Genomic DNA, 25640 nt, shown 5'->3' on the forward strand with positions numbered 1-25640 from the left:
CTGTTCTCTACCTCCGCCGCTGGTCCAACCATTGCTGGAGGATCTCCACCGCCGCCGCCTGATCGACGATGGAGCGCTTCCGGCTGCCGCGCACGCCGCCTTCATTGAGTCTGCGTGTCGCGACGGCGGTGGTCATGCGCTCATCGGTCAGGGTCACCGGGATTGGCGAGACGTGGTCGGCGAACCGTTCCACCCAGGCTCGGGTGTGGGCGGCTGCCGGCCCCTCCTCACCCGAAAGAGTAACGGGTAGGCCGACGACGATTTCGACAACCTCGTACTCGCGGGCCGTTTCGGCGATTTCACGGATATCGCTCGGAATGTCCTCACCAGCGGTTTTGAGGTCGCGACGAACCGTCGCGACTGGAGTGGCGAGGATCCCGTCGGGGTCGCAGACGGCGACGCCGACGCGCGCCTTGCCGAGGTCGACGCCGAGACGGCGGCCCCGCGTCCACTCGGTGGACGCGGGGCCGTTCGCTATGTCGGTCATCTACGCCGTGATCGCGCCGGTGACGGCCGCGAGCAGCTGCGCGGCCTGGTCGGCCGGGACGCCGCCGCCCTGGGCGACCTCGTCGTTGCCGCCGCCCTTGCCGGACAGCGCGGCCTTCACGAGCGCCTGCGCGGACACGTGCTGCGCCTGCGCGGCCTTGTTGGCCGCGACGACGATGCTGGCCTTGCCGCCCGCGGTCGCGACGACCGCCGCGACGCCGGGCTGGTCCTCGGGCAGGTGCCCGCGGATCTGCATCGCGAGGTTGCGCACGTCGCCGCCCTTGGTGCCCTCGGGCGCCTGCACGGCCGCGACCTTGACGGCCCCGACCTGCTTCGCGTTCGCCGCGAACTCCGCAGCGCGGCCGGAGACGGCCTTCGCCTGCAGGTTCGCGAGCTCGCGCTCGGCGTCCTTGGTGCGCTGCAGGATCGCGCGCACGCGCTCGAGCACGTCGCCCCTTTGTGCGCCCAGTTCCTCGGCGATCTGCGTGACGAGGTCGCGCTCGCGGGCGAGGTACTTGTACGCCTCCATGCCCGTGGCGGCCTCGACGCGGCGCTGGCCGGAGCCGACCGAGGACTCGGCCGTCAGGACGAGCGGGCCGATCTGCGCCGAGCGCTCCACGTGCGTGCCGCCGCAGAGCTCGCGCGACCAGGGGCCGCCGATCTCGACGACGCGGACGGTCTCGTCGTAGGTCTCGCCGAACAGCGCGACCGCGCCGAAGTCCTTGGCCTCCGGGAGGGTCATGTACTGGACGGCGACCGGCAGGTCGTCGCGGACGGCGCGGTTGGAGACCTCTTCGATCTCGCTCTTCGTCTCGTCCGAGAGCTTCGCGCGCCACGAGAAGTCCAGGCGCAGGTAGCCGGGCCGGTTGAACGAGCCGGACTGGAGCGCGGTCGGGCCGAGCACCTCGCGCAGGGCCGCGTGGACCACGTGCGTGCCCGAGTGCGCCTGACGCGCGCCGAGCCGCCATTCGGCGTCGACCGAGGCCTCGACCTTGTCGTCGAGGACGAGTTCGCCTTCGAGGACGCGGACCTTGTGCACCACGAGCTTCTTGACCGGGCGCTGCACGTCGAGGACCTCGGCGAACAGGCTGGGGCCGACGAGCTTGCCCGCGTCGGCGTGCTGGCCGCCGGACTCGGCGTAGAACGGGGTCCGGTCGAGGACGACCTCGACGATGTCCCCGGACTTCGCGAGCGGGATCGACTGGCCGTCCTTGAGCAGGCCGATGACGCGCGACTCGGTGTCGAGGGTCTCGTAGGCCTTCCAGTCGGTGGGGCCCTGCTCCTGGAGGAGCTGCCAGTACGCGGACAGGTCCGCGTGGCCGGTCTTGCGGGCCGCCGCGTCCGCCTTCGCGCGCTGGCGCTGCTCGGTCATGAGCTGGCGGAAGCCCTCCTGGTCGACCGAGAGGCCCTGTTCCTCGGCCATCTCCAGGGTCAGGTCGATCGGGAAGCCGTACGTGTCGTGCAGCTCGAACGCCTTGGAGCCGGAGAGGGTCTTGCCGCCCTCGGACTTCGTCTCGGTCACGGCCGTGTCGAGGATCGTCGTGCCGTGCTTGAGGGTCTTGAGGAACGCCTCTTCTTCGCCGTACGCGTAGGAGGAGATCCGCTCGAAGTCGGTGCGCAGCTCCGGGTAGGAGCCGGACATGCGCTCCATGGCGACCGGCAGGAGCTCGGGCATGGCGGGCTTGTCGTAGCCGAGCAGGCGCACGGCGCGGATCGCGCGGCGCATGAGGCGGCGCAGCACGTAGCCGCGGCCCTCGTTGGAGGGCACGACGCCGTCGCCGATGAGCATGAGCGAGGAGCGGACGTGGTCGCCGATCACGCGGAAGCGGATGTCGTCCGGGTGCGACTCGGACGCGGTGTGCGAGGTCGAGACGCCGTAGCGCTTGCCCGTCAGCTCCGAGGCCTTGTCGATGATCGGCCGGACCTGGTCGGTCTCGTACATGTTGTCGACGCCCTGGAGGAGCGCCGCCATGCGCTCCATGCCCATGCCGGTGTCGATGTTCTTCTTCGGCAGGTCGCCGGTGACCTCGTAGCCTTCCTTGGCGGGGCCGCCGCCGCGGAGGTTCTGCATGAACACGAGGTTCCAGAACTCGAGGTAGCGGTCCTCGTCGACCTCCGGGCCGCCCTCGGGGCCGTAGGCCGGGCCGCGGTCGTAGTACAGCTCGGAGCACGGGCCGCACGGGCCGGGGATGCCCATCGACCACATGTTGTCGGCCTGGCCGCGACGCACGATGCGGTCGAGCGGCAGCCCGATCTGCTTGTGCCAGATGTCGATCGCCTCGTCGTCGTCGAGGTAGACCGTGGCCCAGATGCGGTCGCCGTCCAGGCCCAGGCCGCCGGACTCGAGCGAGCCGGTGGTGAGGTCCCAGGCGAAGCGGATCGCCTGCTCCTTGAAGTAGTCGCCGAAGGAGAAGTTGCCGTTCATCTGGAAGAACGTGCCGTGGCGGGAGGTCTTGCCGACCTCGTCGATGTCGGGCGTGCGGATGCACTTCTGCACCGACGTGGCGCGGTTCCACTCCGGGGTCGCCTGGCCCAGGAAGTAGGGCACGAACGGAACCATGCCCGCGGGCACGAACAGCAGGTTCGGGTCCTCGAAGGCGGGCAGCGGTGCGCTGGGGACCACCGTATGGCCGTTGGACTCGAAGAACTTCAGAAACCGGCGTTGGATTTCAGCGGTCTCCATGGGGCACCTCCTTCAAGGTCTCGCTAGAACAGCCGGCCCGGCTGGGCCGCGTCGTCGTCTTCGTCCTCGTTCAGCAGCGGCTGGATGTCCTCGCCGCGCTCGATCGCGTCGAACAGCTCGGCCTCTTTGGCCTGTTTCGCCTCGGAGACATCGGCCCAGAACGCTTTGAACGATTCCTTCATTTCAGCACCGGCGCCGCCCACACGCTCGGCGACCCCGCCGGGAGTGACCGACTCCGCCGCCTTGGTGAGCTTGCGGACCGCGATCACGCCGACCGCGATGCCGATGCCTACCCAGATCATCCGCTTCAACACGGGAACTCCTCAACCTGATTGACGACGAGGCGGCTATTCGCCGGACTTGCGGCGGGCCTTCGCGGAACGCTTCGCCTGACGCTTCGACTGACGCGAGGCCTCGACCATGCGGCGGACCTGCTGCTCGTCGACCTCCTGGTTCCGCTTCTTCACGGCGGTGCGCAGGCCGAACCCGAACGCGGCGGCCTTCACCAGCGGCGAGCCGACGGCCGAGACGACCAGGCTCGTGATGTTGGCGACGTTCGACGAGATGTGCGCGGCGTTCCCGGTGATGGTGCCGACCTTCTCCAGCTCGCCCTCGACCTGCACGAGGGAGCCGTTGACGTTGTCGAGGGTCGTGTTCACGTTCCGCAGGATCGGGCCGATCTCGTGGTCGACCTTGTCGAGCGTCTTGTTGACGCGGTTGAGGGTCGCGGTGGCCTTGTTGATGAGGCGGAAGGCGAGCATCACGCACAGGAGGAAGAAACCGAGCCCGGCGAGCAGGACCCCCAGCTCCCAGACGCTCCCGGTCCATCCAGCCGCCACGGTCTCCTCAGGCACGGTCTCCCCCTGTCGCCATCCGGTGGGCCCCACCGGCATTGCATGTCTGGTTGCTGGGTCCTCGCGGACCCGAAAACGGCCGCCGCGCGGTGCCGTCGGCGAAGCCGGGCTCACGCGCAAGAGCGGCGCGGTACCGACCTTACCTTGCGGGACCGGACATCCGGCGCAACGGGGCGCTCACTCCACAGTCCAGTCACCGGCTAGTCGTACGCGCGCTCCTCGGCGAGGCGCGGCAGCGCCGCCTGCGCGGCCACGACGGCCGTGACCTCGGAGCCGACGCACAGCTCGTAGCGGTCCCCGCAGTCGACCGGGACGACCCACAGCTCCAGGTAGAGCTCGTCGCGCACGTAGCAGCCCTCCTCGCCGAGGCCGCCCACGCACTGCTCCGCGTCGGCCGGGATCCACCCCGCGTTCAGCACCGCCTGCCAGTACTCGTTCGCCGTGTCGTCCACTGTGCCTTCGGAAGTCCAGGTGCGCATCCGGACCCGGCACTCCCCCAGGCACCAGCGGGACCCGTACGTCTCGTCGTGCACGCTCACCGCCGCCCACCCCGGGACCGACAATTCGTCCACCGCCCGGCGCGTCGGATCCACCGTGAACGCCCGGCCCAGCCACAGCACCGCCGCGACCATGAGCACCGCCAGGACCGCGATGACCGCCACCGTCATCCGCAGCCGCTCGATGCGCGCCCCCGACCGCTCCAGGTCCGCCGCGATCCGGTTCGACGCCCGCCCGGCGCGGCGGTCAGCCGCCATCGGCGGGCCTGCGCACGATGCGCCGCAGCTTCTCCAGCCGCTCCCCGATCTCGGCCTCCAGGCCGTGCCGGGTCGGCCGGTAGTAGTCGCGCCCGGCCACCACGTCCGGCGCGTACCGCTGCGGCACCACGCCGCGCGGATCCGCGTGCGGGTAGACGTAGCCCTTGCCGTGGCCCAGGTCCTTCGCGCCGCCGTAGTGCGCGTCGCGAAGATCCGGCGGGACCGGCCCGATCTTCCCTTGGCGCACATCGCGCATCGCCTCGTCGATCGCGGTGATCACCGCGTTCGACTTCGGGGCCGTCGCCAGGTGCGCGACCGCCTGCGCGAGGTTGATGCGGGCCTCCGGCAGGCCGATCCGCTCGACCGCCGTCGAAGCGGCGGTCGCCGACAGCAGCGCCGTCGGGTCGGCCATCCCGACGTCCTCGGACGCGAAGATCACCAGGCGGCGGGCGATGAACCGCGGGTCCTCCCCCGCCACGAGCATCCGCGCGAGGTAGTGCATCGCGGCGTCCACGTCGGAACCGCGCAGGCTCTTGATGAACGCGCTGGCGACGTCGTAGTGGCCGTCCCCGTCCCGGTCGTAGCGGACGGCGGCGGTGTCGATCGCGGCCTCGACGATCGCGACCGTGATCTCCGGCTGGCCTTCAGCGGTGAGCGCGGCCGCCTCGAGGGCGGTCAGGGCCTTGCGCGCGTCCCCGGCGGCCGTGCGGACCAGGTGGTCGCGGGCCTCCTTCTCCAGCGTCACTTCGCCGTTGAGACCGCGCTCGTCCTCGACGGCGCGGTCCACGAGCTCGCCGACGTCGGTCGCGTCGAGCTCCCGGAGCGTCAGGAGGACGCAGCGGCTCACGAGCGGCGCGACCACCGAGAAGTAGGGGTTCTCGGTGGTGGCGGCCAGGAGCGTGATCGTGCGGTCCTCGACCGCGCCGAGCAGGGAGTCCTGCTGGGTCTTGGTGAACCGGTGCACCTCGTCGATGAACAGGATCGTCTGCGGGCCGCCGGTGCGGCGGATGCGGCGGGCCTCGTCGATCGCGGCGCGCACGTCCTTCACCCCGGAGTTGAGGGCGGACATCGCGCGGAAGCGCCGGTCGCCGGACTGCGCGACCAGGTGCGCGATCGTGGTCTTGCCCGAACCCGGTGGGCCCCAGAGGATCACCGACAGCGGCTGGCGGCCCTCGACGACCTGGCGCAGCGGCGAACCGGCCCCGAGCAGGTGGTCCTGGCCGACGAGCTCGTCGAGCGCGCGCGGGCGCATCCGCACCGCCAGCGGCTCGTCGCCCGAGGCGGAGCCGGTGCCGAGGATGCCCGAGCCCTGCGGATCGGGCGGTGGTGCGTTGTCGAACAAACCTGGAGCGTCCATATCGCGATCAGCGTAAGCCATCGGCATGAGCACTCCGCAGATCAGCGTCCGAACCGGGAGGTTCCCCCACAATCGTGCAGACGAACGGCCGCCGCACCTTCCGATGCGGCGGCCGGGATCAAGCCCTCATGCCTTGCGGCGCTTACATACCGCCCATCGCGGACGAGAAGTCGGCGAAGTCGTGCAGGTTGGTCGACTCGGGGGCCTTGATGTCGTAGGAGCCGCCGACCTCGACGATCTCGCTGGTCATCTCCATGGTCATGCCCTCGATCTCGGGCATCGACATGGTCATGGTCTTGAGCAGGCCGGCCTCGTCGAGAGTCACGGTCACCTCGGTGCCGTCGACCATCGCGGCCGCGTCGGCGCCGGTGGTGCCGGACAGGGCCGACATCGCCTCGGAGTCGCCGCTGAGCGTGCCGGTGTAGACGCCGTCGCCGGTCTCCTCGACGTCGGTGAGCTCGGTCAGGATCATCTCGGTCTGCTGCGCGAGGTCCATGCCGCCGTACTGCGCGTAGGCCTCGGCCATCGCGTCGTCGGAGGTCAGGTCCATGGTGAACCAGGCGTCCTCGCCGTACTGCTCGGCCATGGCGTCGAACATGCCGCCGGTCATCTGCATGTACATGGTGTTGTCGACGACGACGGTCTCGGTGTGCATGTCGCCGAACATCGCCTCCATCTCCGGCGGGACCTCCTCGCCGGAGGCCTCCATCATGGCGCTCATGAAGATGTCGGCGCTGGCCTGGGAGTTCTCGCCCTCGTACGCGCCGGTCATCGCCATGAACTCGGCGCCGTCGATGGTCATCGAGGCTTCCATCTTGTACGAGTCCGCGTTCAGGTTCTCGACGGAGGCGAGGAGTGCTTCGCCCGGGCTGAGCGCGGCGGCCGCGCCTTCCTCGGCGGTGGTGCCCTCGGACGACGGCTCCTCTTCGGCGCCGCAGGCGGAGAGGCCGAGCGCGAGGGCCGGGACGGCCAGCGCGCCGATGAGTCGGGTGGCGGTGCGGGAAGACATGGGTGCTCCTGGGTTTCGGGGGAATCTGCGTTCCGGTTCAGAGCATAAGGGACGGCTTCCACACCTCACGGTACGGAAGCCGCCCTCTGCTCATGCGCGGGGGCACCTAGGCAGGAGCCGCTTGAGGGCGGCACCCTGGCGGGTGCGTTACCAGGCCTTTTGCAGGCGTTCGTACTCAGCGGCAGTGATCGGCAGCACGGTGCCGTGGCGGGGACTCGACGGCAGGTCGTACTCGGCGACGGGCGTCCACTCGCCGGAGGCGAGGTCGGTGGTCTCGAACGGGACGTAGCCGCGTCCGCCGAACTCGTCGATGAACAGGTACCACTTGTCCTCGGTGTTGGACTTGAAGACGAGCGGGCCCTCACCGGCGCTGATGGCGCCGGAGCCGATGCAGTCGGCGAGGAACTGCCACTCGGCGTCGGCCGCGAGAGAGGCCGCGGTCTCGGCGAGGATGAACTTGCCGCACGGGGTCGAGGCGGAGTTCGAGCGCTCGTCCTTGGTGAAGCGGTAGTAGGTGCCGTCGGACTCGATCATGGTCGAGTCGATGGTGGAGTAGCCCTGGTCGACCCAGACCTTCGCTTCGGAGAAGTGCACGAAGTCGCGGGTCGTCGCGTACATCATGCGGTGGTAGAAGCCCTCGGAGTGGTCGTCGGTGGTGAAGAGCGGGGAGGCCCAGTAGACGACGTAGGCGTTCTGCTCGGGGTCCCAGTAGGCCTCGGGCGCCCAAGTGGCGCCGGCGTTCTCGGGCGAGACTTCGACGAGGCGTCCTTCGGACCAGTTCACGAGGTCGTCGGACTCCCAGACCATGATGGAGAGGCTGCCGTGGCGCTGGGCGCGGTTCCAGTCGCCGTTGCCGTTGATCTTGAGGTCGGTGGCGATGAGGAAGAAGCGGTCGCCTTCGGGCGAGCGGATGAGGAACGGGTCGCGCACACCCTGCTCGCCCTGGTCGGACGTGAGGATCGGCTGGGCGTCGTTCAGCTCGGTGAAGCTGAGCGGGTCGTTCCCGTCGCTGAGGGCGCCGTAGACCTGCTCGCCGGTGGGGGTGCCCTCGCCGGTGAAGTAGGTGAAGAAGTAGCCGGTGTAGTCGGCTTCGGCGGGGAGCGGCGGGACGGTCGCGATGAAGGTCAGCTTCTCCTTCTCGCCGCCGCGTTCGACGGTGGCCTTGAGCTTGACGGTGTAGGTCTCGCCGCCGGGCTCGGCGCGGTGCACGAGGCCGTCGTCGGCGATGACGGCGCGGTTGTCGGACTTCCAGGTGATCTCGGAGCCGTTGGCACCTTCGGTGGGCAGGTGGATCGAGGAGCGGACGTCGTCGAGGTTCGGGATGGCGATCGCGGCGGCGTCGAGGGCCACCGCTTCGGCGTCGTCGTATTCGGCGAGGACCGTCGCCGTGAAGTCGCGTTGTTCTTGCACGGAACCGAGGATAACGGTTGCCGTGAGGGTGACCGAGGCGTCGTCGGCGTCCTGCTCCGGGCGGGTGACCGTGCCGTCGGCGGCGATGACCTCGGGTTCGCTTGAGGCCCAGGTGATCTGGGAGCCGTTCGCGCCCCGGGTCGGGAGTTCGAGGTCGCCGGTGACGGCGCTCGTGTCGCCGAGGTCGATCGCGTCGGCGTCCTCGGCGGCCTTCTCGGCGCTGATGTGGGCGGCCTGCTCGCCGATCTCGGCGCCGGTGAGCGCGCCGTCGTAGATGCGGAAGTCGGCGAAGCCGCCGTTGAGGAAGCGGTCGCCGCTGTAGAGGGAGCGGCCGAGGTAGTTCGCGGTCGTGACGCCGGAGCCGATGTCGCCGGGCTTGACGGTGACGTTCTCGTTGCGGGCGACCTCCTGGCCGTTCAGGTAGAGGACGGCGGTGCCTTCCGCGAGCGTGTAGGCGAGGTGGTTCCAGGTGCCGCGCGAGAGGTTCTGGCCGGTGGAGGCGTTCTGCTCGCAGGTCCAGTGGCAGGTGGAGATCGAGGTCCGGTAGCCGTTGCCGGTGGTGAAGAGGTAGCCGTCGCCCCAGGAGCCGCTGGAGTTGCCGAGGCCGTAGATGAAGTACGGGCTGGCCTGGTCGGGCTCGATGTAGACCTCGGCGGTCACGGTGATCGCGTCGAGTCCGGCGAGGAGGTTGTCAGGCAGGTCGACGTAGTCGTCGACGCCGTCGAGCGCGAGGCCGTCGTCGGTCCAGGTGCCGCCCACGAGGGCGCCGTCGCGGCCGTGGCCGGAGGCGTCGGCGACGACGGTGCCGCTCGTCTCGTCGAACCGGTACCAGAGCAGGGGGCCGTCGGCGGGCGCGCCGACCGCCGCGGAGGCCGGAAGCACCACTGCCGCAATGGCGGCGAGCGCACCGATGAATCGCTTAGACGTCACTGTCCAACCAATCTTCACTTGAGCGACCACGCAGGCGGAGACCGGAGTGATCGGTAACCAACAGGGCTGCGGCCAGCTTATTCCAACCATCGACATAAGTGAACATGCGGATGTCACGATTCTCGATCGATTCCGTCGACACCGCTCGCCTGGACATCCGTCCCCAATCGTGCTTACGATGGCAATTAGATTGATATACCTCTATATCATCTTTTCCTCGCTTTCTTTCCCGGCACCAAGAGAGACAAGGAGCAGCCATGCGACGCAGACTGCCCGCCATCGGCGCGGCGCTCACGGGACTGGCCCTGGCCGTCGGCACGGCCACCGCCTCGGCAGAGGAGGGCCCGGAGCCCCTGCAGGACCCGGCGTTCGACTTCAACACCGGCGACACGGTCGCCACCGGACTCACCATCCCCTGGGGGCTCGGGTTCCTACCCGACGGATCGGGGATCGTCGCCGAACGCAACTCCGGCGACGTGCTGCGGATCGGCACCGACGCCGACCCGGTCGTCCTCGGCAGCCTCGAGGTCGTGGGCGGCACGAGCCAGCTCGACGAGCGCGGACTGCTCGGACTGGCGGTCTCGCCGACGTTCACGACCGACGGGTGGGTGTACGCGTACGTGTCGACCGCCGAGGACAACCGGGTCGTGCGGTTCACGCTCGACTCGTTCGAGCCGGAGCCGGTCGTCACCGGGATCCCCTCGGCGCTCAACCACAACGGCGGGCGGCTCGCGTTCGGGCCCGACGGCAAGCTGTACATCACCACCGGCGACGCGAACGACACCGCGAACGCGCAGGACCTCGACAGCCTCGGCGGGAAGATCCTGCGCGCCAACGCGGACGGGACCGTGCCCGAGGACAACCCGATCGCGGGGTCCCTCGTGTACACGTGGGGCAACCGGAACGTGCAGGGCCTGTCGTGGGACGCCGACGGCGGCCTGTACTTCTCCGAGCTCGGCCAGAACACCTGGGACGAGCTGAACTACGCCGAGCCCGGCGCGAACTACGGCTGGCCGGAGGTCGAAGGGACCGGCGGCGGGCCGGAGTTCGTGGACCCGCTCGTCACCTGGACGACGGCCGAGGCCTCGCCTTCGGGCGCGGAGGTCGTGGGCGACACGATGTACGTCGCGGCGCTGCGCGGCCAGCGCTTGTGGACGGTGCCGGTGGGCGGCGGCGAAGCGGGCGAACCGGTCGCGGTCCTCGAAGGCGACCTCGGACGCATCCGCACGGTGGAGCTCGGCCCGGACGGCTGGCTGTGGGTGACCACGTCCAACGGCGGCGGACAGGACAAGGTCGTGCGCTACCGCCCGATCGGAGGCTGAGCGCGGGAGGCGGCCGCGAAACGGCATCGCTCCCCCACTCGGCCCCGTCTCAGCGCCGATCGGCCGCCGCAACGACAATGAGGCCCCGGGCAGTGCCCGGGGCCTCGTAGTCGTTGCGGCCGCTAGCCAGCGGCAGGACTGGCTTCGGTCGTCGGGTCGACGGGGTCCTCAGAAGTCGGCGGGTCCTCGGAGGTGGGCGGGTCCTCGGAACTCGGCTCATCGGAGGTCGGGTCCTCTGAACTCGGCTCCTCCGAAGGCGTCTCGCTTGGCGTCTCGGAGGTCTCCTCGGCGGTGGACGGCTGCCAGTTGTCGTCATCGTCGTCGTCTTCAGTGGTCGCCGCCTCAGAGGTGGTCGGCGCGACCTCGCTGGTCTCGGCCGACGGCGACGGTGAAGTGGGGTCTTGGATCTCCGCGTCGCGGCCGTTGACGATGTTCCACCAGATGATCAGGCCGATGATGACCAGCGCCGCGACGACTGCAGCGGCGATGATCCACGGGGTTACGTTGCCCTTCTCCTCCTGCTGCGCCAGCTGACCCGTGGGCTGCTCGGCCGTGTTGCCAGCGCCCGCGGCGACACCCGCGCCCAGGAGCGCGGTCTGGTCGGAGCCGAAGTACTGGGTCTGCTGCCCGTCGGGCGGCGTAGTCGGAGAGACCGGAATGCCGCCGGTGACGACGCGTCCCTCGCGTGCGGAGCGGGCCATCTCGGCGGCCGACGTGTAGCGGGCGCGCGGGTCCTTCTGGAGCGACTGGAGCACGACTTGGGCGACCCCGGCGGGGATGTCGCGCGAGAGCGGCGGCGGGGCCTGGGTCATGTGGCCGTTCATGACCGCGACGGGCGTGTCGGAGACGAACGGCGGGCGGCCCATGAGCGCTTCGTAGGCGACGATGCCGAGCGAGTAGAGGTCGCTCGCGCCGGTCAGTTCCGCGCCGTTGAGCTGCTCGGGGGACGCGTACGCGAGCGTTCCCATGACCGTGCCGGTCTCGGTGAGGCCGGAGGCGCCGCGCGCGGCGGAGATGCCGAAGTCGACGATCTTGGCCGCGCCGGTCTCCTCGTCGACGAGGATGTTGGCGGGCTTGATGTCGCGGTGGATGATGTCGTGGCGGTGCGCGGTCTCGAGGGCGTCGGCGGCGGCGGCGACGATCTGCATGACCTCGGCGGGCGGGAGCGGGCCGCGGTCGCGCAGGATCTCGGCGAGCGAGCGGCCGCGCACGAGTTCCATGATCAGGTAAGAGACTTCGCCGTCGTCGTTGGTCTCTTCGCCGTAGTCGTAGAGCGCGACGATCCCCGGCGACTGCAAAGCCGCCACGGCCCTGGCCTCCAGCTGGAAGCGGGTGCGGAATTTGTCGTTACTGGACAGTCCAGCGTGGAGGACCTTAATCGCTACGGTGCGGCCGAGCCGGGTGTCGGTGCCTTTCCAGACCTCCCCCATGCCACCTGCGGCAAGCCGCTCATCCAATCGATAGCGACCCGCCACCAAGGTCCCGCTCTGCACGTCGAACCCGCTCCTCTTACTCCTGCATCGGACGGATGTTACATATAGCAGCCGTCAACGCGCCGCGGTCGCCGCCTTCACGGACTCCTGCCAGTCGGAATTGGCTGAGGGGCAACCGGGCACGCCTGAACGAAACGGCGGCCCGGGCCGTAGGCCCGGGCCGCCCACTACGACATCGTAGGGCTAACCGGCAACCGGTTCGGTACCCGCTTCCTCTTCAGGCACGAAGTCGATCCCGGCCTCGGCGCGCTGCTGGGGCGTGATCGTGGTGGGAGCCGAGGTCAGCGGGTCGACGCCGCCGCCGGCCTTCGGGAACGCGATGACGTCGCGGATCGAGTCGGACTTCGCCAGCAGCATGCAGACGCGGTCCCAGCCGAGCGCGATGCCGCCGTGCGGCGGGGCGCCGTACTTCAGGCCCTCGAGGAGGAAGCCGAACTGCTCCTTCGCCTCCTCGTGGGAGAGGCCGAGCAGGTCGAAGACGCGGCTCTGGACCTTCGCGTCGTGGATACGGATCGAACCGCCGCCGAGCTCGTTGCCGTTGCAGACGATGTCGTACGCGTAGGTGAGCGCGTTGGCCGGGTCGGTCTCGAACTTGTCGACCCACTCGGGGTTCGGCGAGGTGAACGGGTGGTGGATCGCGGTCCAGCCGCCGTCCTCGGTGGCCTCGAACATCGGGGCGTCGATGACCCAGCAGAACGCCCAGGCGTCCTGGTCGATGAGGCCGGTGCGCCTGCCGACCTCGAGGCGGGCCGCGCCGAGCAGCTCCTGGGCCTCGCGGCGGTCCGCGCCGGCGGCGAAGAACACGGCGTCCCCGGCCTTGGCGCCGACGGCGTCGGCGAGCCCGGCCAGGTGCTCCTCGGAGAGGTTCTTGGCGACGGGGCCCTTCGGCTCGCCGGTCTCGGCGTTGAAGGTGATGTAGGCGAGGCCCTTGGCGCCGCGCGCCTTGGCCCAGTCCTGCCAGCCGTCGAGCTCCTTGCGGGTCTGGGAGGCGCCGCCGGGCATGACGACCGCGCCGACGTAGCCGCCGGCGTCGATCGCGCCCGCGAACACGCGGAACTCGGTGCCGCGCAGGTAGTCGGTGAGCTCGACGAGCTCCTGGCCGAAGCGCAGGTCGGGCTTGTCGGAGCCGTAGCGGTCCATGGCGTCGTGCCAGGTCATGCGTGGGATCGGCAGCTGGATCTGGTGGTCGGCGAGCTCGGCCCAGAGGGCCTGCACGACGCGCTCGCCCAGGTCGATCACGTCGTCCTGGTCGACGAAGGAGGCCTCGATGTCGAGCTGGGTGAACTCGGGCTGGCGGTCGGCGCGGAAGTCCTCGTCGCGGTAGCAGCGGGCGATCTGGAAGTACTTCTCGAAGCCGCCGACCATGAGGAGCTGCTTGAACAGCTGCGGCGACTGCGGCAGGGCGTACCAGGTGCCGGGCTGGAGGCGCACGGGCACGAGGAAGTCGCGGGCGCCCTCGGGGGTCGAGCGGGTCAGCGTCGGGGTCTCGATCTCGACGTAGCCGTCCTCGACCAGGAGGCTGCGGGCGATGTGGTTCGCCCTGGAGCGCAGGCGGATCGCGTTGTTCGGGCCGGTGCGGCGCAGGTCGAGGTAGCGGTGGCGCAGCCGGATGTCCTCGGAGACGTCCACGTGCTCGTCGATCTGGAACGGCAGCGGCGCGGCCTCGGAGAGGACCTCGAGGACGGTCGCGTTGATCTCGATCTCGCCGGTCGGCAGGTCGGGGTTCTCGTTGCCTTCGGGGCGGCGCGCGACGGTGCCGGTGATCGAGACGCAGTATTCGTTGCGGAGCTTCTGGGCGGCTTCGGCTGCCGCGGAGTCGCGGAAGACGACCTGGACGACGCCAGAAGCGTCGCGAAGATCCACGAACTCCACCCCGCCGTGATCGCGGCGACGCGCCACCCATCCGGCGAGGGTGACTTGCTGGTCGACGTCAGCGGCACTCAGCGTGCCGGCGAGGTGTGTCCGATACACGGGTTCAAAACTCCTCGAAGGAAACGGTTTGGTCGATGGTGCTGCAAACCATTCTCGCGAATGCCGAGCGCCAGCAGCAATCGTATAACCGCCGGTGCGGCCCGGCGGCAGCCATGCCGCCAGGCACGTCGGCGGTCACCCGGACCGTGACCGTGAACCTGTGCTCAGCGCGCGACCGCGCTGCTGCACCTCGGCTTCAGCGTGCCAGTGCGCTGAAGCCGAGGAGGCGCACCACCACGTCGAGGAAGCGGCGCGCGTCGGCGACGATGGCGTCGGCCTCCTCGGGCGTGACGATGTCGGGGATGCCGGCCTGCGCGAGGACCCGTTTGCGGGCGGTGCGGGCGAAGTGCGATGCCCACTCCTCCAGCTCCGGGGCCACGCCCCGCAGGAGCTCCCAGGTGCTCGACGGGCGGCCGGGCCGCCGCCTGCTGCTCGTGGCGTCGCCCGCCCGCACGGCGAGCACGGCCACGGCCACCCGGAGGGCGGCCAGGTGGGCCTCCGCGTAGCGCTCGCCGGGACGGGTCCGCTCGGCGGCGTCGTCGAGGTCGACCCGGGCGGTGGCGAGGAGCTGGAGCGGGGAGCGGTTGGGGAGCTGGTCTGCGGGGATGCGCAGGCGGGAGTTCTGCACGGTGCCCGCCTGCACCAGTCGGGGACCGCTCGCGCCGCGGGTTCCCACGGGCGAGGCGGATCGAGAAACGGCGGGTCGAGAAGCTGCCATGACGTGGGCCTCCATAACCTGTTCGAACTTGCGTTCGAGAAATATGGAACCACAGGGGTCCGACATTTCCAACCCCCATCGTCGCCCGAAATCAGCGAATCACTACGGACTGTCGCGCATCCGACAGCACTGTCATTGCACGACAACAGAAAAGGGCCGTGAACCTGACGGCTCACGGCCCCTCGGCATTCGCCTGAGGCACACCGGGTGTTCGAAAGAACGCGGGCGCCTGCGCTTCGCGGCCCGCGCCTTGCGGGCTACTCGGCGATCTGGTCGATCATGCGGAGGTGGCCGCGCGCCTCGTCGGCGCGGCCCAGCCGCTGGAGGGTCCGGCCCAGGAGCAGCCTGGCGTAGAAGTCCGCCGGGTTGGCCTCGACCATCTTCTCGGACAGCTCCAGCGCCTTGTTCAGCTGCGCCGACTTGAAGTAGGCGCGCGCGGCGGTGAGCATGACGTCCGGGTGGTCCGGGTGGTCGCGCAGCAGCGGCGCGAGGAACTGCAGGGCCGCGAGCGGGTCCTTCAGGGCGAGCATCTCCTCGGCGTCGCGCAGCCGTCGGGTCTCCTCAGGGACCTGGCGCGGCCGCGAGCTGGAGTCGATGAAAGCGGCGATCTGGTCGTCGGTGATGTCTTCGTAGCGCATGGAGGGAACAACACGAGGGCTCCGCGGAACATTCCCGGCCCGCAATTCCGGCCTTAGCCTTCAAGACGGACATCACTGGACCCCCGGTCCGGCGAAGCTTGCGAGCCGGCAATCGGCACAGTAAGGGTGACATCGGGGTACGGCACTCCAGCGCGTCAGTCGTTCCGCAGCGCCGTCGAGACCACGATCACCAGCTGCAGCAGCCCCAGTGCGGCCAGCAGCATCCAGGCCGTCACCGCGATCGTGATCGCACCGCCGATCCACTGCTCGTACTGCCCGCCGCCCGCGACCGCGATCACGCCCGCCGCGCCGAAGCCGAGCGCGACGACGAGTTCGCGGACCGACCGCTCCCCCATCGTGGTCATGCCGAGGTCGCGCAGGCCGACCTGCCGGGCCCGGTTGCGGGTGAGCACGTACATCCAGCACAGCGCGCCGGTGACCGTGACGCTCCAGCCGGGCGCGCCGAGGAACCACAGCGCGATGAGCCACGCGCCCTCCGAGAGGCGGGCGGCGAGCGGCTCGAACACCAGGACGCGGCGCGAGAGGCTCGTCGAGCGCGCCGCCAGCAGCGCGTACGACGCGTCCGCCAGCGCCGTGATCGCGATGAGTGGCAGGGAGACGAGGATGATCGGGCCGCCGAGGAGGACGCAGGCGGGGATGAGGAGGCTGGCGAACAGGCCGATGCCGACGACGGCGCCGGGCTGGAACCGGGTGGAGAGGATGACCCTGCCTACAAGGGAGTCGGCGGGCACTCGGGTGCGCATGGATGTTGTTGTAGCAGACGGCATCAACCGCGCATTCGCAGCATCGAACATAGAAGAGGACTCTACGTGTCTGTACGGTGACCGCAATCCCTCGATCGGGTAGCCGACACTCGTGCGACGGCTACGGGCGGAGGTTCTGCCAGACGCGGCGGGTGGAGCGCGAGTGGTTGAGGGTGGTGAAGTGCAGCCCGGGGGCGCCTTCGGCGAGGAGCCGGGCGCCCATGTCGGTGGCGACTTCGACGCCGATGTCGCGGATGGCGTCGCGGTCGTCCTCGACGGCGCGCAGGCGCGCGGCCAGCGGCTCGGGGAAGGTCATGCCGGTGAGCACGGCGAACCGCTCGATCTGCCTGATGTTCGTGACGGGCATGATGCCCGGGACGATCGGGATGTCGCAGCCCGCGGCGGCGACGGCGTCGCGCAGGCGCAGGTAGTCGTCGACGTCGTAGAAGATCTGCGTGATCGCGAAGTCGGCCCCGGCGCGGCACTTCTCGACGAAGCGGCGCACGCCCGTGTCCCAGTCGACGTCGCGCGGGTGGCCCTCGGGGAAGGCCGCGACGCCGACGCTGAAGTCGCCGGACTCCTTGATGAGTTCGACGAGTTCGCGGGCGTGGAGGACGCCTTCGGGGTGCTGGACCCAGTCGGCGCGCGGGTCGCCCGGCGGGTCGCCGCGCACGGCGAGGATGTTGCGCACGCCGACGTTGGCGAAGTGGCCGATGAGGTTGCGCAGCTCGGCGATCGAGTGGTTCACGGCCGTGCAGTGGGCCATGGTCAGGAGGGTCGTCTCGGAGTTGATCCGGTCGGTCGTCTCGACGGTCTTCTGCCTGGTCGAGCCGCCCGCGCCGTAGGTGACGGAGACGTAGTCGGCGTTCAGGCCCTCCAGTGCTCGGATGGTGCGCCACAGGACGGTGTCGGCGTTCTCGTCGCGGGGCGGGAACATCTCGAACGAGAACTTCGGGAGCCCTGAGCGCAGCAGATCACCGATCTTGGCGGTCTTCTGCGGCATCACGCTGGGCACTCCGAGAGTCATGCCTGCAAATGTAACGGCTCCGGTACACGTGTTCTGACCTGCACTGGCGACCACCCAATAGTTGGGATGGAACGGCAGGAGCCTAGGGTTCGACCCGTGGAGCTCAACGACCGCATCGACGCCGCCCTGACCGTGTTCCTGGACCGGCAGGCCGCCGTGATCTGCGGTATCGACGACAGCCTCGGGGCGTACGCGGACGCGGTGCGCGATTTCGTGCTCATGGGCGGCAAGCGGCTGCGCCCGGCGTTCGCGTACTGGGGCGCGCGGGGCGCGGGGCTTGAGGATTCCGAGGAGCTCGTGGCGTGCGTGGCGTCGCTGGAGCTGCTCCAGGCGTCGGCGCTCATGCACGACGACCTCATCGACGGCTCGGACACGCGCCGGGGCATGCCGTCGATCCACAAGCGGTTCGCGGCCCTGCACGAGGCGGAGGGCTGGTCGGGCCGGCCCGGCGGGTTCGGGGCGGCGGCGGCGATCCTGCTGGGCGACCTGTGCCTGGCCTGGTCGGACGAGCTGTTCTGCTCGGCGGGGATGCCCTTCGCGGCGGTCGCGGCGGCGCGGAGCGACTTCGACCTGATGCGCACCGAGGTGAGCGCCGGGCAGTACCTCGACGTCCTGTCGGAGGTGCGCCGGGACGTCTCGGAGGCGACGGCGGCGAAGGTCGCGCGGTACAAGTCCGCGAAGTACACGATCGAGCGGCCGATGCTCATCGGCGCGTCGCTGGCGGGCGCGCCCGAGCGGGTGCGCGCGCACTACTCGGCGATCGGGCTGCCGCTGGGCGAGGCGTTCCAGCTGCGCGACGACGTGCTGGGCGTGTTCGGCGACCCGGCGCAGACCGGCAAGCCCGCCGGTGACGACCTGCGGGAGGGCAAGCACACGTTCCTCATCGCGCGGGCGTCGGCGGCGGCCGACGCGGCGCAGCGGGCGGCCCTGGACGCGGGGCTGGGCGACCCGGACCTGGACGAGGCCGGGGTGCAGCGGCTGCGGGCGGTCCTGATGGACACGGGGGCGCTGGCGGACACGGAGGAGCGGATCGCCTCGCTCGCGGCGGAAGCCGAAGCGGCGCTGGAGGACTCGCGCCCGGACGTGGACCCGGCGACGCTGCAGGTGTTCGCGGGGCTGCTGGTCAAGGCCGTGAAGCGGGACTTCTGAGTTCAGTCCACGTTGGACTAGGTATTTTCGGCCGGTCCCCATTCACCCGAATGGGCCGAATGACACCCGCACGGGTGACCCAACGGTTACCACTCGTGCCCTCACTCGTTGATCCGAGTGAAGGACACGAAACGGACGGTGGGAAACAGTGGGACTCTTCGGCGCCATCGGGCGCGAGACCAAGGGCGCGTTCCGCTCCCTCGGTTACGACCTGCGCCAGTCGCGGCGCTTCCGGCGGGCCGGCGCGATCGCGGTGGTGGCCGTCGCGGGCGGCATGATCGCGACCGGCGCGCTCCTGCGCGAGCCCGTGCCGGGGCTGCAGAACCTGGCGGACGAGGGCGCGGACATCACCGAGGGCTGGTTCGGCCTGGGCGCTGACACGACGGGCCAGGACGCGGAGTCCGCTCCGGAGGCGACCTCGCAGCCGCCTGCGGCCGACGACGGCGGCGGCGGCGCGGACCCAGAGGTCGCCGAGGACGCGACCTCCAGCGACGTGGGGGGCAGGAACCCCGGCGGCGCGCCCGGGCTCGTGCCGGTCGACGGGCGCACCACGGACCCGGTCGAGGAGGGCGGCGAGCAGTCGCCTACGCCCACACAGGAACCCACCGAGGAGCCGACGGACGAGCCGACCACGGAGGAGCCGACCGAGGAGCCCACCGAGGAGGAGCCCACGTCGGACGCGCCGACCACGGAGGAGCCGACGCCGAGCGCGTCGCTGCCGACCACCGACGGCCCAACTGGGACGCCGACCTCGACGCCGGAGCCCACGACCGAGGCGTCCGCCGAGCAGGCCCCGCGCAGCGGCTCGTCCGCGCCGGTCCCCCGCAAGGGCCGCATCGGCTGAGCGGGAAACGCGTTGCGTCGCTTCGTCACTGACCGCCAGCGCCCGCCTCGGCGGGAGCCGCCGTGCGGCCCGTCGCTTCGGCGAGCTCGGCCCTGATCGCGGCGATGTTGCGTTTGACGGCGGCCACGTCGGGCCCCTCCTCGACCGCGTCCCCCCGGCGCTGGTCGCGGGCGACGAGGGTCGCCAGGTTGACCAGCTCCCGGTGGAGCTGCCCGAGCAGGTGCGAGGCCTCCTTGCCCCACTTGCGGTGCGCGTGCTGCCGGGCCTTGCGCCTGGAGCGCAGCGAGCGCATGTCCGTGAGGTCGTCGGTCGTGATGATCCCTTCGTCCTGATCGGACATCGTGGTCACGAACCAGTGCCATTCCGCGCGGGCCGCGAAATGGTAGAGCACGAAGAACAGCCCGAGGATGATCAGGCCCTTGCCGTAGCTGAGCGGGATGCCCAGCGCGGGCGGCAGGCTCGAGGGCAGCGGCATGTTCCACAGGCCGTGCATCCCCAGCGCGAGCGCGTACAGGCCGACCGCGACGCCCAACCGGGTGCTGAAGCGGCGGCGCGTCTGGGTCACGAAGAACGCGATGCCGAGCCCGGCCGCGCCGGTGTACAGCGGGTGCGACCACGGTCCGGCGACGAGGACGCGCGTGAACGTCACCGTGAGCGCCCCGGTCAAGTCCGAGTTGGGGTTCATGACCGCGTACTTGATGGCGTACGTGAGATTCTCGACGACCTGGAAGCCCAGGCCGACCAGGGCGCCGTAGATGAGGCCGTCGATGGACCGGTCGAAGTGCTCGCGCACGATGAGGACGAGCATGACCACGCCCATGGCCTTGAGCCACTCCTCGTTGAGCGGTCCGACGATCGGCGGCCCCCACGTGCGGGCCCACTGGGCGTCGGTGAACTCGGCGAGGACGACGAGCGCGGCGTCGTTGGCGAACATCGCGAACGCGACGGCGGCGAGGCCGCCCCAGCACATCGCGGCGGCCCGCACCGTCGGCGGTTCGCGCTCGAACAGGTCGAGGCGGGCGAGGATGTCGAGGAAGAAGAACGCGAGCACCGCGTTCACGCCGATCGAGGCCCACAGCGCGGTCGCGATGTCGCCGTAGTCGGGCGATAGGACGCGGCCGAGTTCGAGCAGGCCGTAGACGAGGCACGCGACGAACAGCCAGTAGGCGGGGCGGCGGATGCGGACGAACGCTCCCTGGCTCTCGACGACGACGCGTTCGGTGCGGACGCTCACTTGCCCTCCAGCTTGAACGTGCCGATGAACGGGTCGGGGTCGACGGTGGCGCTGGACGGGTCGGCGCCGGGGGCGACGAGGATGAGGATCGCGGCCGCGCCGCCGTCCTCGCCCACCACGGTGATCGAACCGGCGGTGTCGAGGCCGACGATGTCGGCGCGGTACCCGGACAGGCCCGAGGCCTCGTTCGTGTAAGGCCGGGTGTTGTTGTGGACCGAGCCCGCTCCGGCGTTGGCCTGGTCGGCGCGGCGGTCGAGCAGCGTGGTGAGGCTGTCGACGTGCGTGTCGACCTCGACGGCGGCGGTGAGCGCGCCGTGGCGGAAGTTCTGGCGCTGGTCGGCCATGTGGATGCCCGGCGAGGTCCAGCCGGAGCCGGGGAGGGTGAACTCCAGGCTCGCGCCGGTCACCGGGTAGGACTGGAGGTAGAGGGTCTCGCCGGTGTCGATCTCCTGCACCGAGTCGCCGAGGGCCCGTTCGATGCCGATCCAGAACACCAGCGGCAGCGCGATCGCGAACGCCGCGACCACGGCCTGCCAGAGGCGGCCGCGTTCGATCCCGAACCGGTTCAGACGGATGGTGACGTCGCCCAAAGTCCCCTCCCCGAGCCTTGACACGCGTGGATATCAAGGTACGGGAAGGGGACCGGGATTGGTCCCGAATGCCGCGACCCGGGGTGCGAACGCCCCTGCCGCGGAAGGGCTCAGGCGACCTTCGTCGTCCAGTTGTGGGTGTCCTCGGCGCGGCCGTGCTGGAGGTCGAGGATGGTCTGGCGCAGCTGCATGGTGAACTTGCCGGCCTCGCCGCCGTTCACCTGGAACTCGCCGCTGCGGCCCTTGACGGTGCCGACCGGGGTGATCACGGCGGCGGTGCCGCACGCGAACGCCTCGGAGAGCACGCCGGACTGCGCGTCGTCCCGCCAGCGGGCCAGCGAGTAGTCGGTCTCGCGGACCTCCCAGCCCGCCTCGGTGGCGAGCGTGAAGATCGCGTCGCGGGTGATGCCGGGGAGGATCGTGCCGAGCTTCGGCGTGTACAGGACCCGCTCGTTCTCGTAGACGAAGAACAGGTTCATGCCGCCGAGCTCGTCGACGTTCTCGTACTTGACGGCGTCGAGGAAGACCACCTGGTCGCAGCCGTGCTCCATGGCTTCGGCCTGCGGGAGCAGGCTCGCGGCGTAGTTGCCGCCGCACTTGGCCGCGCCGGTGCCGCCCGGCCCGGCCCGGTTGAACTCCTCGGAGACCCACAGCGTGAGCGGCTTGGGGCCGCCCTTGAAGTAGGCGGCCGCCGGGGAGGCGATGACCAGGTACGTGAACTCCTTGGCGGGGCGCACGCCGAGGAACGCCTCGGAGGCGAACATGTACGGGCGCAGGTAGAGGCTGGCCTCCTCCTGGCTGGGGACCCAGTCGCCGTCGACGGCGAGGAGCTCGCGGATCGAGGCGAGGAACCACTCCTCGGGCAGCTCCGGCATGGCCATGCGCCGGGCCGAGAGGTTGAGGCGGCGGGCGTTGGCCTCGGCGCGGAACAGGCCGATGCCGCCGTCGGGGTAGCGGTAGGCCTTCAGGCCCTCGAAGATCTCCTGGGCGTAGTGGAGGACCGCCGCCGCCGGGGAGAGCGTGAGGGGCCCGTAGGGCTTGACGGTGGCGCTGTGCCAGCCGCGGCCCTCGGTCCAGGTCATCTGGAACATGTGGTCGGTGAACACGGTGCCGAACACGGGGTTGGCGATGAGCGCGTCCCGCTCGGCGGCGGGGGTCGGGTTCGGGTGCGGCTCGCGCCGCAGGTCGGGAAGACCTTCGCTGGTCATTGGTTCTGTCCTTCAGTGCAGGTGGCTCGGGTGCGGTGCTGTATTCGGTCCTGATGCCTAACTTACCGCTCGTTCAGGTGGTCGGGCGGCGCGTGGCCCGGTCGGATGCCGACACGGAAAAACGCCCGGCGAGGCGCTCCTGTCGGAGCGCTGGCCCGCCGGGCGTCGTAGCTGCTTGGGTGTTAGCTGAGCTGTCCGGCGACGTCGGCGGCTACTCGGTCGCCTACCTCGCTGGTACGGATCTTGGTGCCGGACTCGCGTCCGGCGAGCTCGCGCTCGACCGCGGCGTTCACCGCGGCGGCCGCGTCGGGGCGCCCCAGGTGCTCCAGGAGGAGACCCGTGGAGGAGATCGCGGCGACCGGGTCGGCGATGCCCTGACCGGCGATGTCGGGGGCCGAGCCGTGCACGGGCTCGAACGTCGACGGGTGCGTGTGGTCGGGGTTGATCGAACCGGTCGCGGCCAGGCCGATGCCGCCGGTCACCGCCGCGGCGATGTCGGTGAGGATGTCGCCGAACAGGTTGTCGGTGACGATCACGTCGAACGTGTGGGGGCGGTTCACCAGGAACATCGCGGCCGCGTCGACGTGCTGGTACTCGGTCGTGACGTCCGGGTACTCGGCGGCGACCTCGTCGAAGGTGCGCTTCCAGAGCCCGCCGGCGTGCACGAGCACGTTGGTCTTGTGGACCAGGGTCAGGTGGCCGCGGCGGCGCTTGGCGCGCTCGAACGCGTCGCGGATGACCCGCTCGGTGCCGTAGCGGGTGTTCAGGGACTCCTCGGTCGCGATCTCCGCGGCCGAACCGGTGTGGAGGTTGCCTCCGGCGCCGGTGTACAGGCCCTCGGTGCCCTCGCGGACGACCACGAAGTCGATGTCGCCGGGCTTGACGTCGGCCAGCGGCGTGGCCGCGCCCGGGTACAGGCGGCTGGGGCGCAGGTTCACGTACTGGTCGAACTCGAAGCGGAGCTTGAGCAGCAGGCCGCGTTCGAGGACCCCCGGCGGGACCGACGGGTCGCCGATGGCGCCCAGGAGGATCGCGTCGTGGCCGTCCAGTTCGGACAGGACGCTCTCAGGGAGGACCTCACCGGTGCGGTTGTAGAGGCGCGCGCCCAGGTCGTACTCGGTCGACTCGTAGCCGGAAAGGGCCACGGCGAGCACCTTCTGCGCCTCGGCGATGACCTCTTGCCCGATCCCGTCGCCCGGGATGACCGCGATCCTGCTCATGCTGCCTCTCTGGTTTCGTCCTCAGTCGCTGACGCGAACTGGTGCGCCGCTTCCGGTCTCGGACCGGCCGGTTCTCAAAGCGGAAAACGCGGAATGCGGGCGGATGCGTTCACCTTAACGCACCCGTCCCGCATTCCGACGAACGACTCTCAGCAGGTGGAACCGGACCGGCGAACGCGTCGACGCGTCACACCGGACAGGCCCTAGTCCTGCAGGGTCACCGACTTCACGCCGCTCGCGCCGACCGACTCCTTGATGCGGCCCAGCACCTCGGCGGGCACCGGCGCGTCGAGCGCCATCGCCATCACGGCCTCGCCGCCGGCGGCCTTGCGGGCCACCTGCATCGCGGCGATGTTGATGCCGAGGTCGCCGAGCGCGCCGCCGATGAGGCCGACGACGCCGGGGCGGTCGGTGTAGCGCAGGAACAGCAGCGACCCGTCCAGGTCGATGTCGAGCTCGAACCCGTCGATCTCGGTCAGGCGCAGGCCGCCGTGCGGGCCGGGGCTGATCGTGCCCGACACCGTGAGGCTCCGGCCGTCCACGAGCGCGCCGCGCAGCGTCAGCAGCGTCTGGTACTCCGGCGACTCCTTCGTGGCGAAGAGGCCGACCTCGACGCCGCGCTGGTCCGCCACGAGCGGCGCGTTCACGTACGTGACCGAATCGGCCACGTCCACGAACAGGCCCTTGGTGGCCGCGAGCTGGAGGACCGTGACGTCGTGGTCGACGACGTCACCGCGGACCTCGACGGTGAGCGACTGGACCGGCGCTCCCGTGAGGGCGTTGAACGTGCGGCCCAGGCGCTCGGCCAGCGGCAGCAGCGGGCGCACGTCCTCGTGGACGACACCCCCGGCCTGCACGTTCGCCGCGTCCGGCACGAACTCGCCGGAGAGGGCGAGGCGGACGCTCTTGGCGACCGCGAGACCGGCGTTGTCCTGCGCCTCGCGGGTCGACGCGCCCAGGTGCGGGGCGGCGACCACGTTGTCGAGCGCGAACAGCGGCGAGTCGGTGCACGGCTCCTTGACGAACACGTCGAGCCCGGCGGCGGCCACACGGCCGTCCTGCAGCGCGGCCGCGAGCGCCTCTTCGTCGATGAGCCCGCCGCGCGCGGCGTTGACGATCCGCACGCCCGGCTTGACCTTGTTGAACGCGTCCTCGCCGAGGATCCCGACGGTCTCGGGGGTCTTCGGCAGGTGGATCGTGATGAAGTCCGAGGCGGCCAGCAGCGTGTCGAGGTCGACGAGCTTGACGCCGAGCTTCGCGGCGATCGCGGGCTGCGCGTACGGGTCGTACGCGACGACGTCCATGTCGAACGCCTGCATGCGGGTCGTGACGAGCTGCCCGATCTTGCCGAAGCCGATCACGCCGAGGGTCTTGCCCTGGATCTCGACGCCAGTGAACTTCTTGCGGTCCCAGCGCCCGGCGCGCAGCGAGGCGTCGGCGCGGGCGATGTGGCGCGCGCTGGCGAGCAGCAGCGTGATGGCCTGCTCGGCGGCGGAGACGATGTTGGAGGTCGGCGCGTTGACGACCATGACGCCGCGCTCGGTGGCGGCGGGCAGGTCGACGTTGTCCAGGCCCACGCCCGCGCGGGCGATGACCTTGAGCTTCGGCGCATGCTCCATGGCGGCGGCGTCGATGGTGGTGGCGGAGCGGACGATCACGGCATCGGCCTCGACCAGCGCGGCGTGGAGGGACTCCACGTTCGTACCGTCGATCTCCCGGACGTCGAAGTCCCCGGAGAGGACTTCGACCGCGGCGGGCGCGAGCGGGTCGGCAATGACCACGACGGGTTTCGGTTCGGTCATGGATACCTCGCAAAGGTAAGGAGAGACGGAGGACCGGGCGCGGCGCTGCGTCGTCGCGGCCAATCGTATGTCGAACGCGTTAACGGCTCCTTACCGACCTGCCGCGTTCCGGATGATGGAACGCCGCCCGCATGTCAGGCCCCACAGGTCACGGCCGGGACAGCGCGCACCTCACG

General features: G+C 70.3%; 22 protein-coding genes. 3 read left to right on the forward strand and 19 right to left on the reverse strand.

Features of this window, described 5'->3' with window-relative positions:
* Nucleotides 1–7: 7 nt before the first annotated feature.
* The 8 genes from ruvX to ACGGCP_RS17140 all read right to left on the reverse strand — a co-directional run bounded on the left by ruvX (nt 8) and on the right by ACGGCP_RS17140 (nt 9484).
* Nucleotides 8–487, reverse strand: coding sequence for a Holliday junction resolvase RuvX (gene ruvX / locus ACGGCP_RS17105; RefSeq protein ID WP_392967127.1), 480 nt, complete (start codon nt 485–487; stop codon nt 8–10).
* Nucleotides 488–3169, reverse strand: coding sequence for an alanine--tRNA ligase (gene alaS, locus ACGGCP_RS17110; protein WP_392967129.1), 2682 nt, complete (start codon nt 3167–3169; stop codon nt 488–490).
* Nucleotides 3170–3192: 23 nt separating this feature from the next.
* Complete coding sequence (locus ACGGCP_RS17115) at nt 3193–3483, reverse strand: hypothetical protein (protein WP_392967131.1); 291 nt, start codon at nt 3481–3483, stop codon at nt 3193–3195.
* A gap of 33 nt (nt 3484–3516) precedes the next feature.
* The gene (locus ACGGCP_RS17120) at nt 3517–4023 is read right to left on the reverse strand and encodes a DUF948 domain-containing protein (protein WP_392967133.1); all 507 of its coding nucleotides are present in this window, start codon (nt 4021–4023) and stop codon (nt 3517–3519) included.
* Nucleotides 4024–4223: 200 nt separating this feature from the next.
* Entirely contained in the window at nt 4224–4778 is a 555-nt protein-coding gene (locus tag ACGGCP_RS17125; RefSeq protein ID WP_392967135.1) for a hypothetical protein, read from the reverse strand.
* A complete protein-coding gene (locus ACGGCP_RS17130; RefSeq protein WP_392967137.1) occupies nt 4768–6120 on the reverse strand; it encodes a replication-associated recombination protein A in 1353 nt (450 codons plus the stop codon). The genes ACGGCP_RS17125 and ACGGCP_RS17130 overlap by 11 nt, the downstream gene beginning before the upstream one ends.
* Nucleotides 6121–6277: 157 nt before the next feature.
* Nucleotides 6278–7144: a hypothetical protein gene (locus tag ACGGCP_RS17135; protein ID WP_392967139.1), complete on the reverse strand. Its 867-nt coding sequence runs from the start codon at nt 7142–7144 to the stop codon at nt 6278–6280.
* A 147-nt stretch (nt 7145–7291) separates the two neighbouring features.
* Nucleotides 7292–9484, reverse strand: coding sequence for an immunoglobulin-like domain-containing protein (locus ACGGCP_RS17140; protein WP_392967141.1), 2193 nt, complete (start codon nt 9482–9484; stop codon nt 7292–7294).
* Nucleotides 9485–9741: 257 nt separating this feature from the next.
* Between ACGGCP_RS17140 and ACGGCP_RS17145 the strand changes: the two genes are divergently transcribed.
* Nucleotides 9742–10806, forward strand: a complete 1065-nt coding sequence (locus ACGGCP_RS17145) for a PQQ-dependent sugar dehydrogenase (protein WP_392967143.1) — start codon at nt 9742–9744, stop codon at nt 10804–10806.
* Between the two features lie 122 nt (nt 10807–10928).
* On the opposite strand, the gene ACGGCP_RS17150 is transcribed toward ACGGCP_RS17145, so the two are convergent.
* From ACGGCP_RS17150 to metF, 6 genes are all read right to left on the reverse strand, one after another.
* A complete protein-coding gene (locus ACGGCP_RS17150; protein ID WP_392967145.1) occupies nt 10929–12299 on the reverse strand; it encodes a protein kinase in 1371 nt (456 codons plus the stop codon).
* Between the two features lie 183 nt (nt 12300–12482).
* Nucleotides 12483–14270 (reverse strand): aspartate--tRNA ligase, encoded by a 1788-nt coding sequence (gene aspS, locus ACGGCP_RS17155; protein WP_392967147.1) that lies wholly within the window; start codon nt 14268–14270, stop codon nt 12483–12485.
* Nucleotides 14271–14466: 196 nt separating this feature from the next.
* Nucleotides 14467–14988 (reverse strand): SAV_6107 family HEPN domain-containing protein, encoded by a 522-nt coding sequence (locus ACGGCP_RS17160; RefSeq protein WP_392967149.1) that lies wholly within the window; start codon nt 14986–14988, stop codon nt 14467–14469.
* A 257-nt stretch (nt 14989–15245) separates the two neighbouring features.
* Nucleotides 15246–15626: a tetratricopeptide repeat protein gene (locus ACGGCP_RS17165; protein WP_392967151.1), complete on the reverse strand. Its 381-nt coding sequence runs from the start codon at nt 15624–15626 to the stop codon at nt 15246–15248.
* 155 nt (nt 15627–15781) lie between these two features.
* Nucleotides 15782–16390 (reverse strand): hypothetical protein, encoded by a 609-nt coding sequence (locus ACGGCP_RS17170; RefSeq protein ID WP_392967153.1) that lies wholly within the window; start codon nt 16388–16390, stop codon nt 15782–15784.
* 121 nt (nt 16391–16511) lie between these two features.
* Nucleotides 16512–17417 (reverse strand): methylenetetrahydrofolate reductase [NAD(P)H], encoded by a 906-nt coding sequence (gene metF / locus ACGGCP_RS17175; protein ID WP_392967155.1) that lies wholly within the window; start codon nt 17415–17417, stop codon nt 16512–16514.
* A 66-nt stretch (nt 17418–17483) separates the two neighbouring features.
* On the opposite strand from metF, the gene ACGGCP_RS17180 reads away from it, so the two are divergent.
* Both ACGGCP_RS17180 and ACGGCP_RS17185 read left to right on the forward strand, forming a co-directional pair.
* Nucleotides 17484–18566, forward strand: a complete 1083-nt coding sequence (locus tag ACGGCP_RS17180; RefSeq protein WP_392967157.1) for a polyprenyl synthetase family protein — start codon at nt 17484–17486, stop codon at nt 18564–18566.
* A gap of 148 nt (nt 18567–18714) precedes the next feature.
* Nucleotides 18715–19410 (forward strand): hypothetical protein, encoded by a 696-nt coding sequence (locus ACGGCP_RS17185; protein ID WP_392967159.1) that lies wholly within the window; start codon nt 18715–18717, stop codon nt 19408–19410.
* A 25-nt stretch (nt 19411–19435) separates the two neighbouring features.
* Here the strand turns inward: ACGGCP_RS17185 and ACGGCP_RS17190 are convergent, their stop codons facing one another.
* The 5 genes from ACGGCP_RS17190 to serA form a co-directional block, all read right to left on the reverse strand.
* Nucleotides 19436–20644, reverse strand: coding sequence for a PrsW family intramembrane metalloprotease (locus ACGGCP_RS17190; RefSeq protein ID WP_392967161.1), 1209 nt, complete (start codon nt 20642–20644; stop codon nt 19436–19438).
* On the reverse strand, nt 20641–21234 hold the full coding sequence (locus ACGGCP_RS17195; protein ID WP_392967163.1) for a hypothetical protein: 594 nt from the start codon (nt 21232–21234) through the stop codon (nt 20641–20643). The genes ACGGCP_RS17190 and ACGGCP_RS17195 overlap by 4 nt, the downstream gene beginning before the upstream one ends.
* A gap of 110 nt (nt 21235–21344) precedes the next feature.
* Nucleotides 21345–22442, reverse strand: a complete 1098-nt coding sequence (locus ACGGCP_RS17200; protein ID WP_392967165.1) for a branched-chain amino acid aminotransferase — start codon at nt 22440–22442, stop codon at nt 21345–21347.
* Between the two features lie 182 nt (nt 22443–22624).
* The gene (locus ACGGCP_RS17205; protein ID WP_392967167.1) at nt 22625–23662 is read right to left on the reverse strand and encodes a 3-isopropylmalate dehydrogenase; all 1038 of its coding nucleotides are present in this window, start codon (nt 23660–23662) and stop codon (nt 22625–22627) included.
* 203 nt (nt 23663–23865) lie between these two features.
* Nucleotides 23866–25464, reverse strand: coding sequence for a phosphoglycerate dehydrogenase (gene serA / locus ACGGCP_RS17210; protein ID WP_392967169.1), 1599 nt, complete (start codon nt 25462–25464; stop codon nt 23866–23868).
* Between the last annotated feature and the right edge of the window lie 176 nt (nt 25465–25640).

It is taken from the genome of Glycomyces sp. NPDC048151 (assembly GCF_043202775.1).
Lineage (GTDB): Bacteria > Actinomycetota > Actinomycetes > Mycobacteriales > Micromonosporaceae > Glycomyces.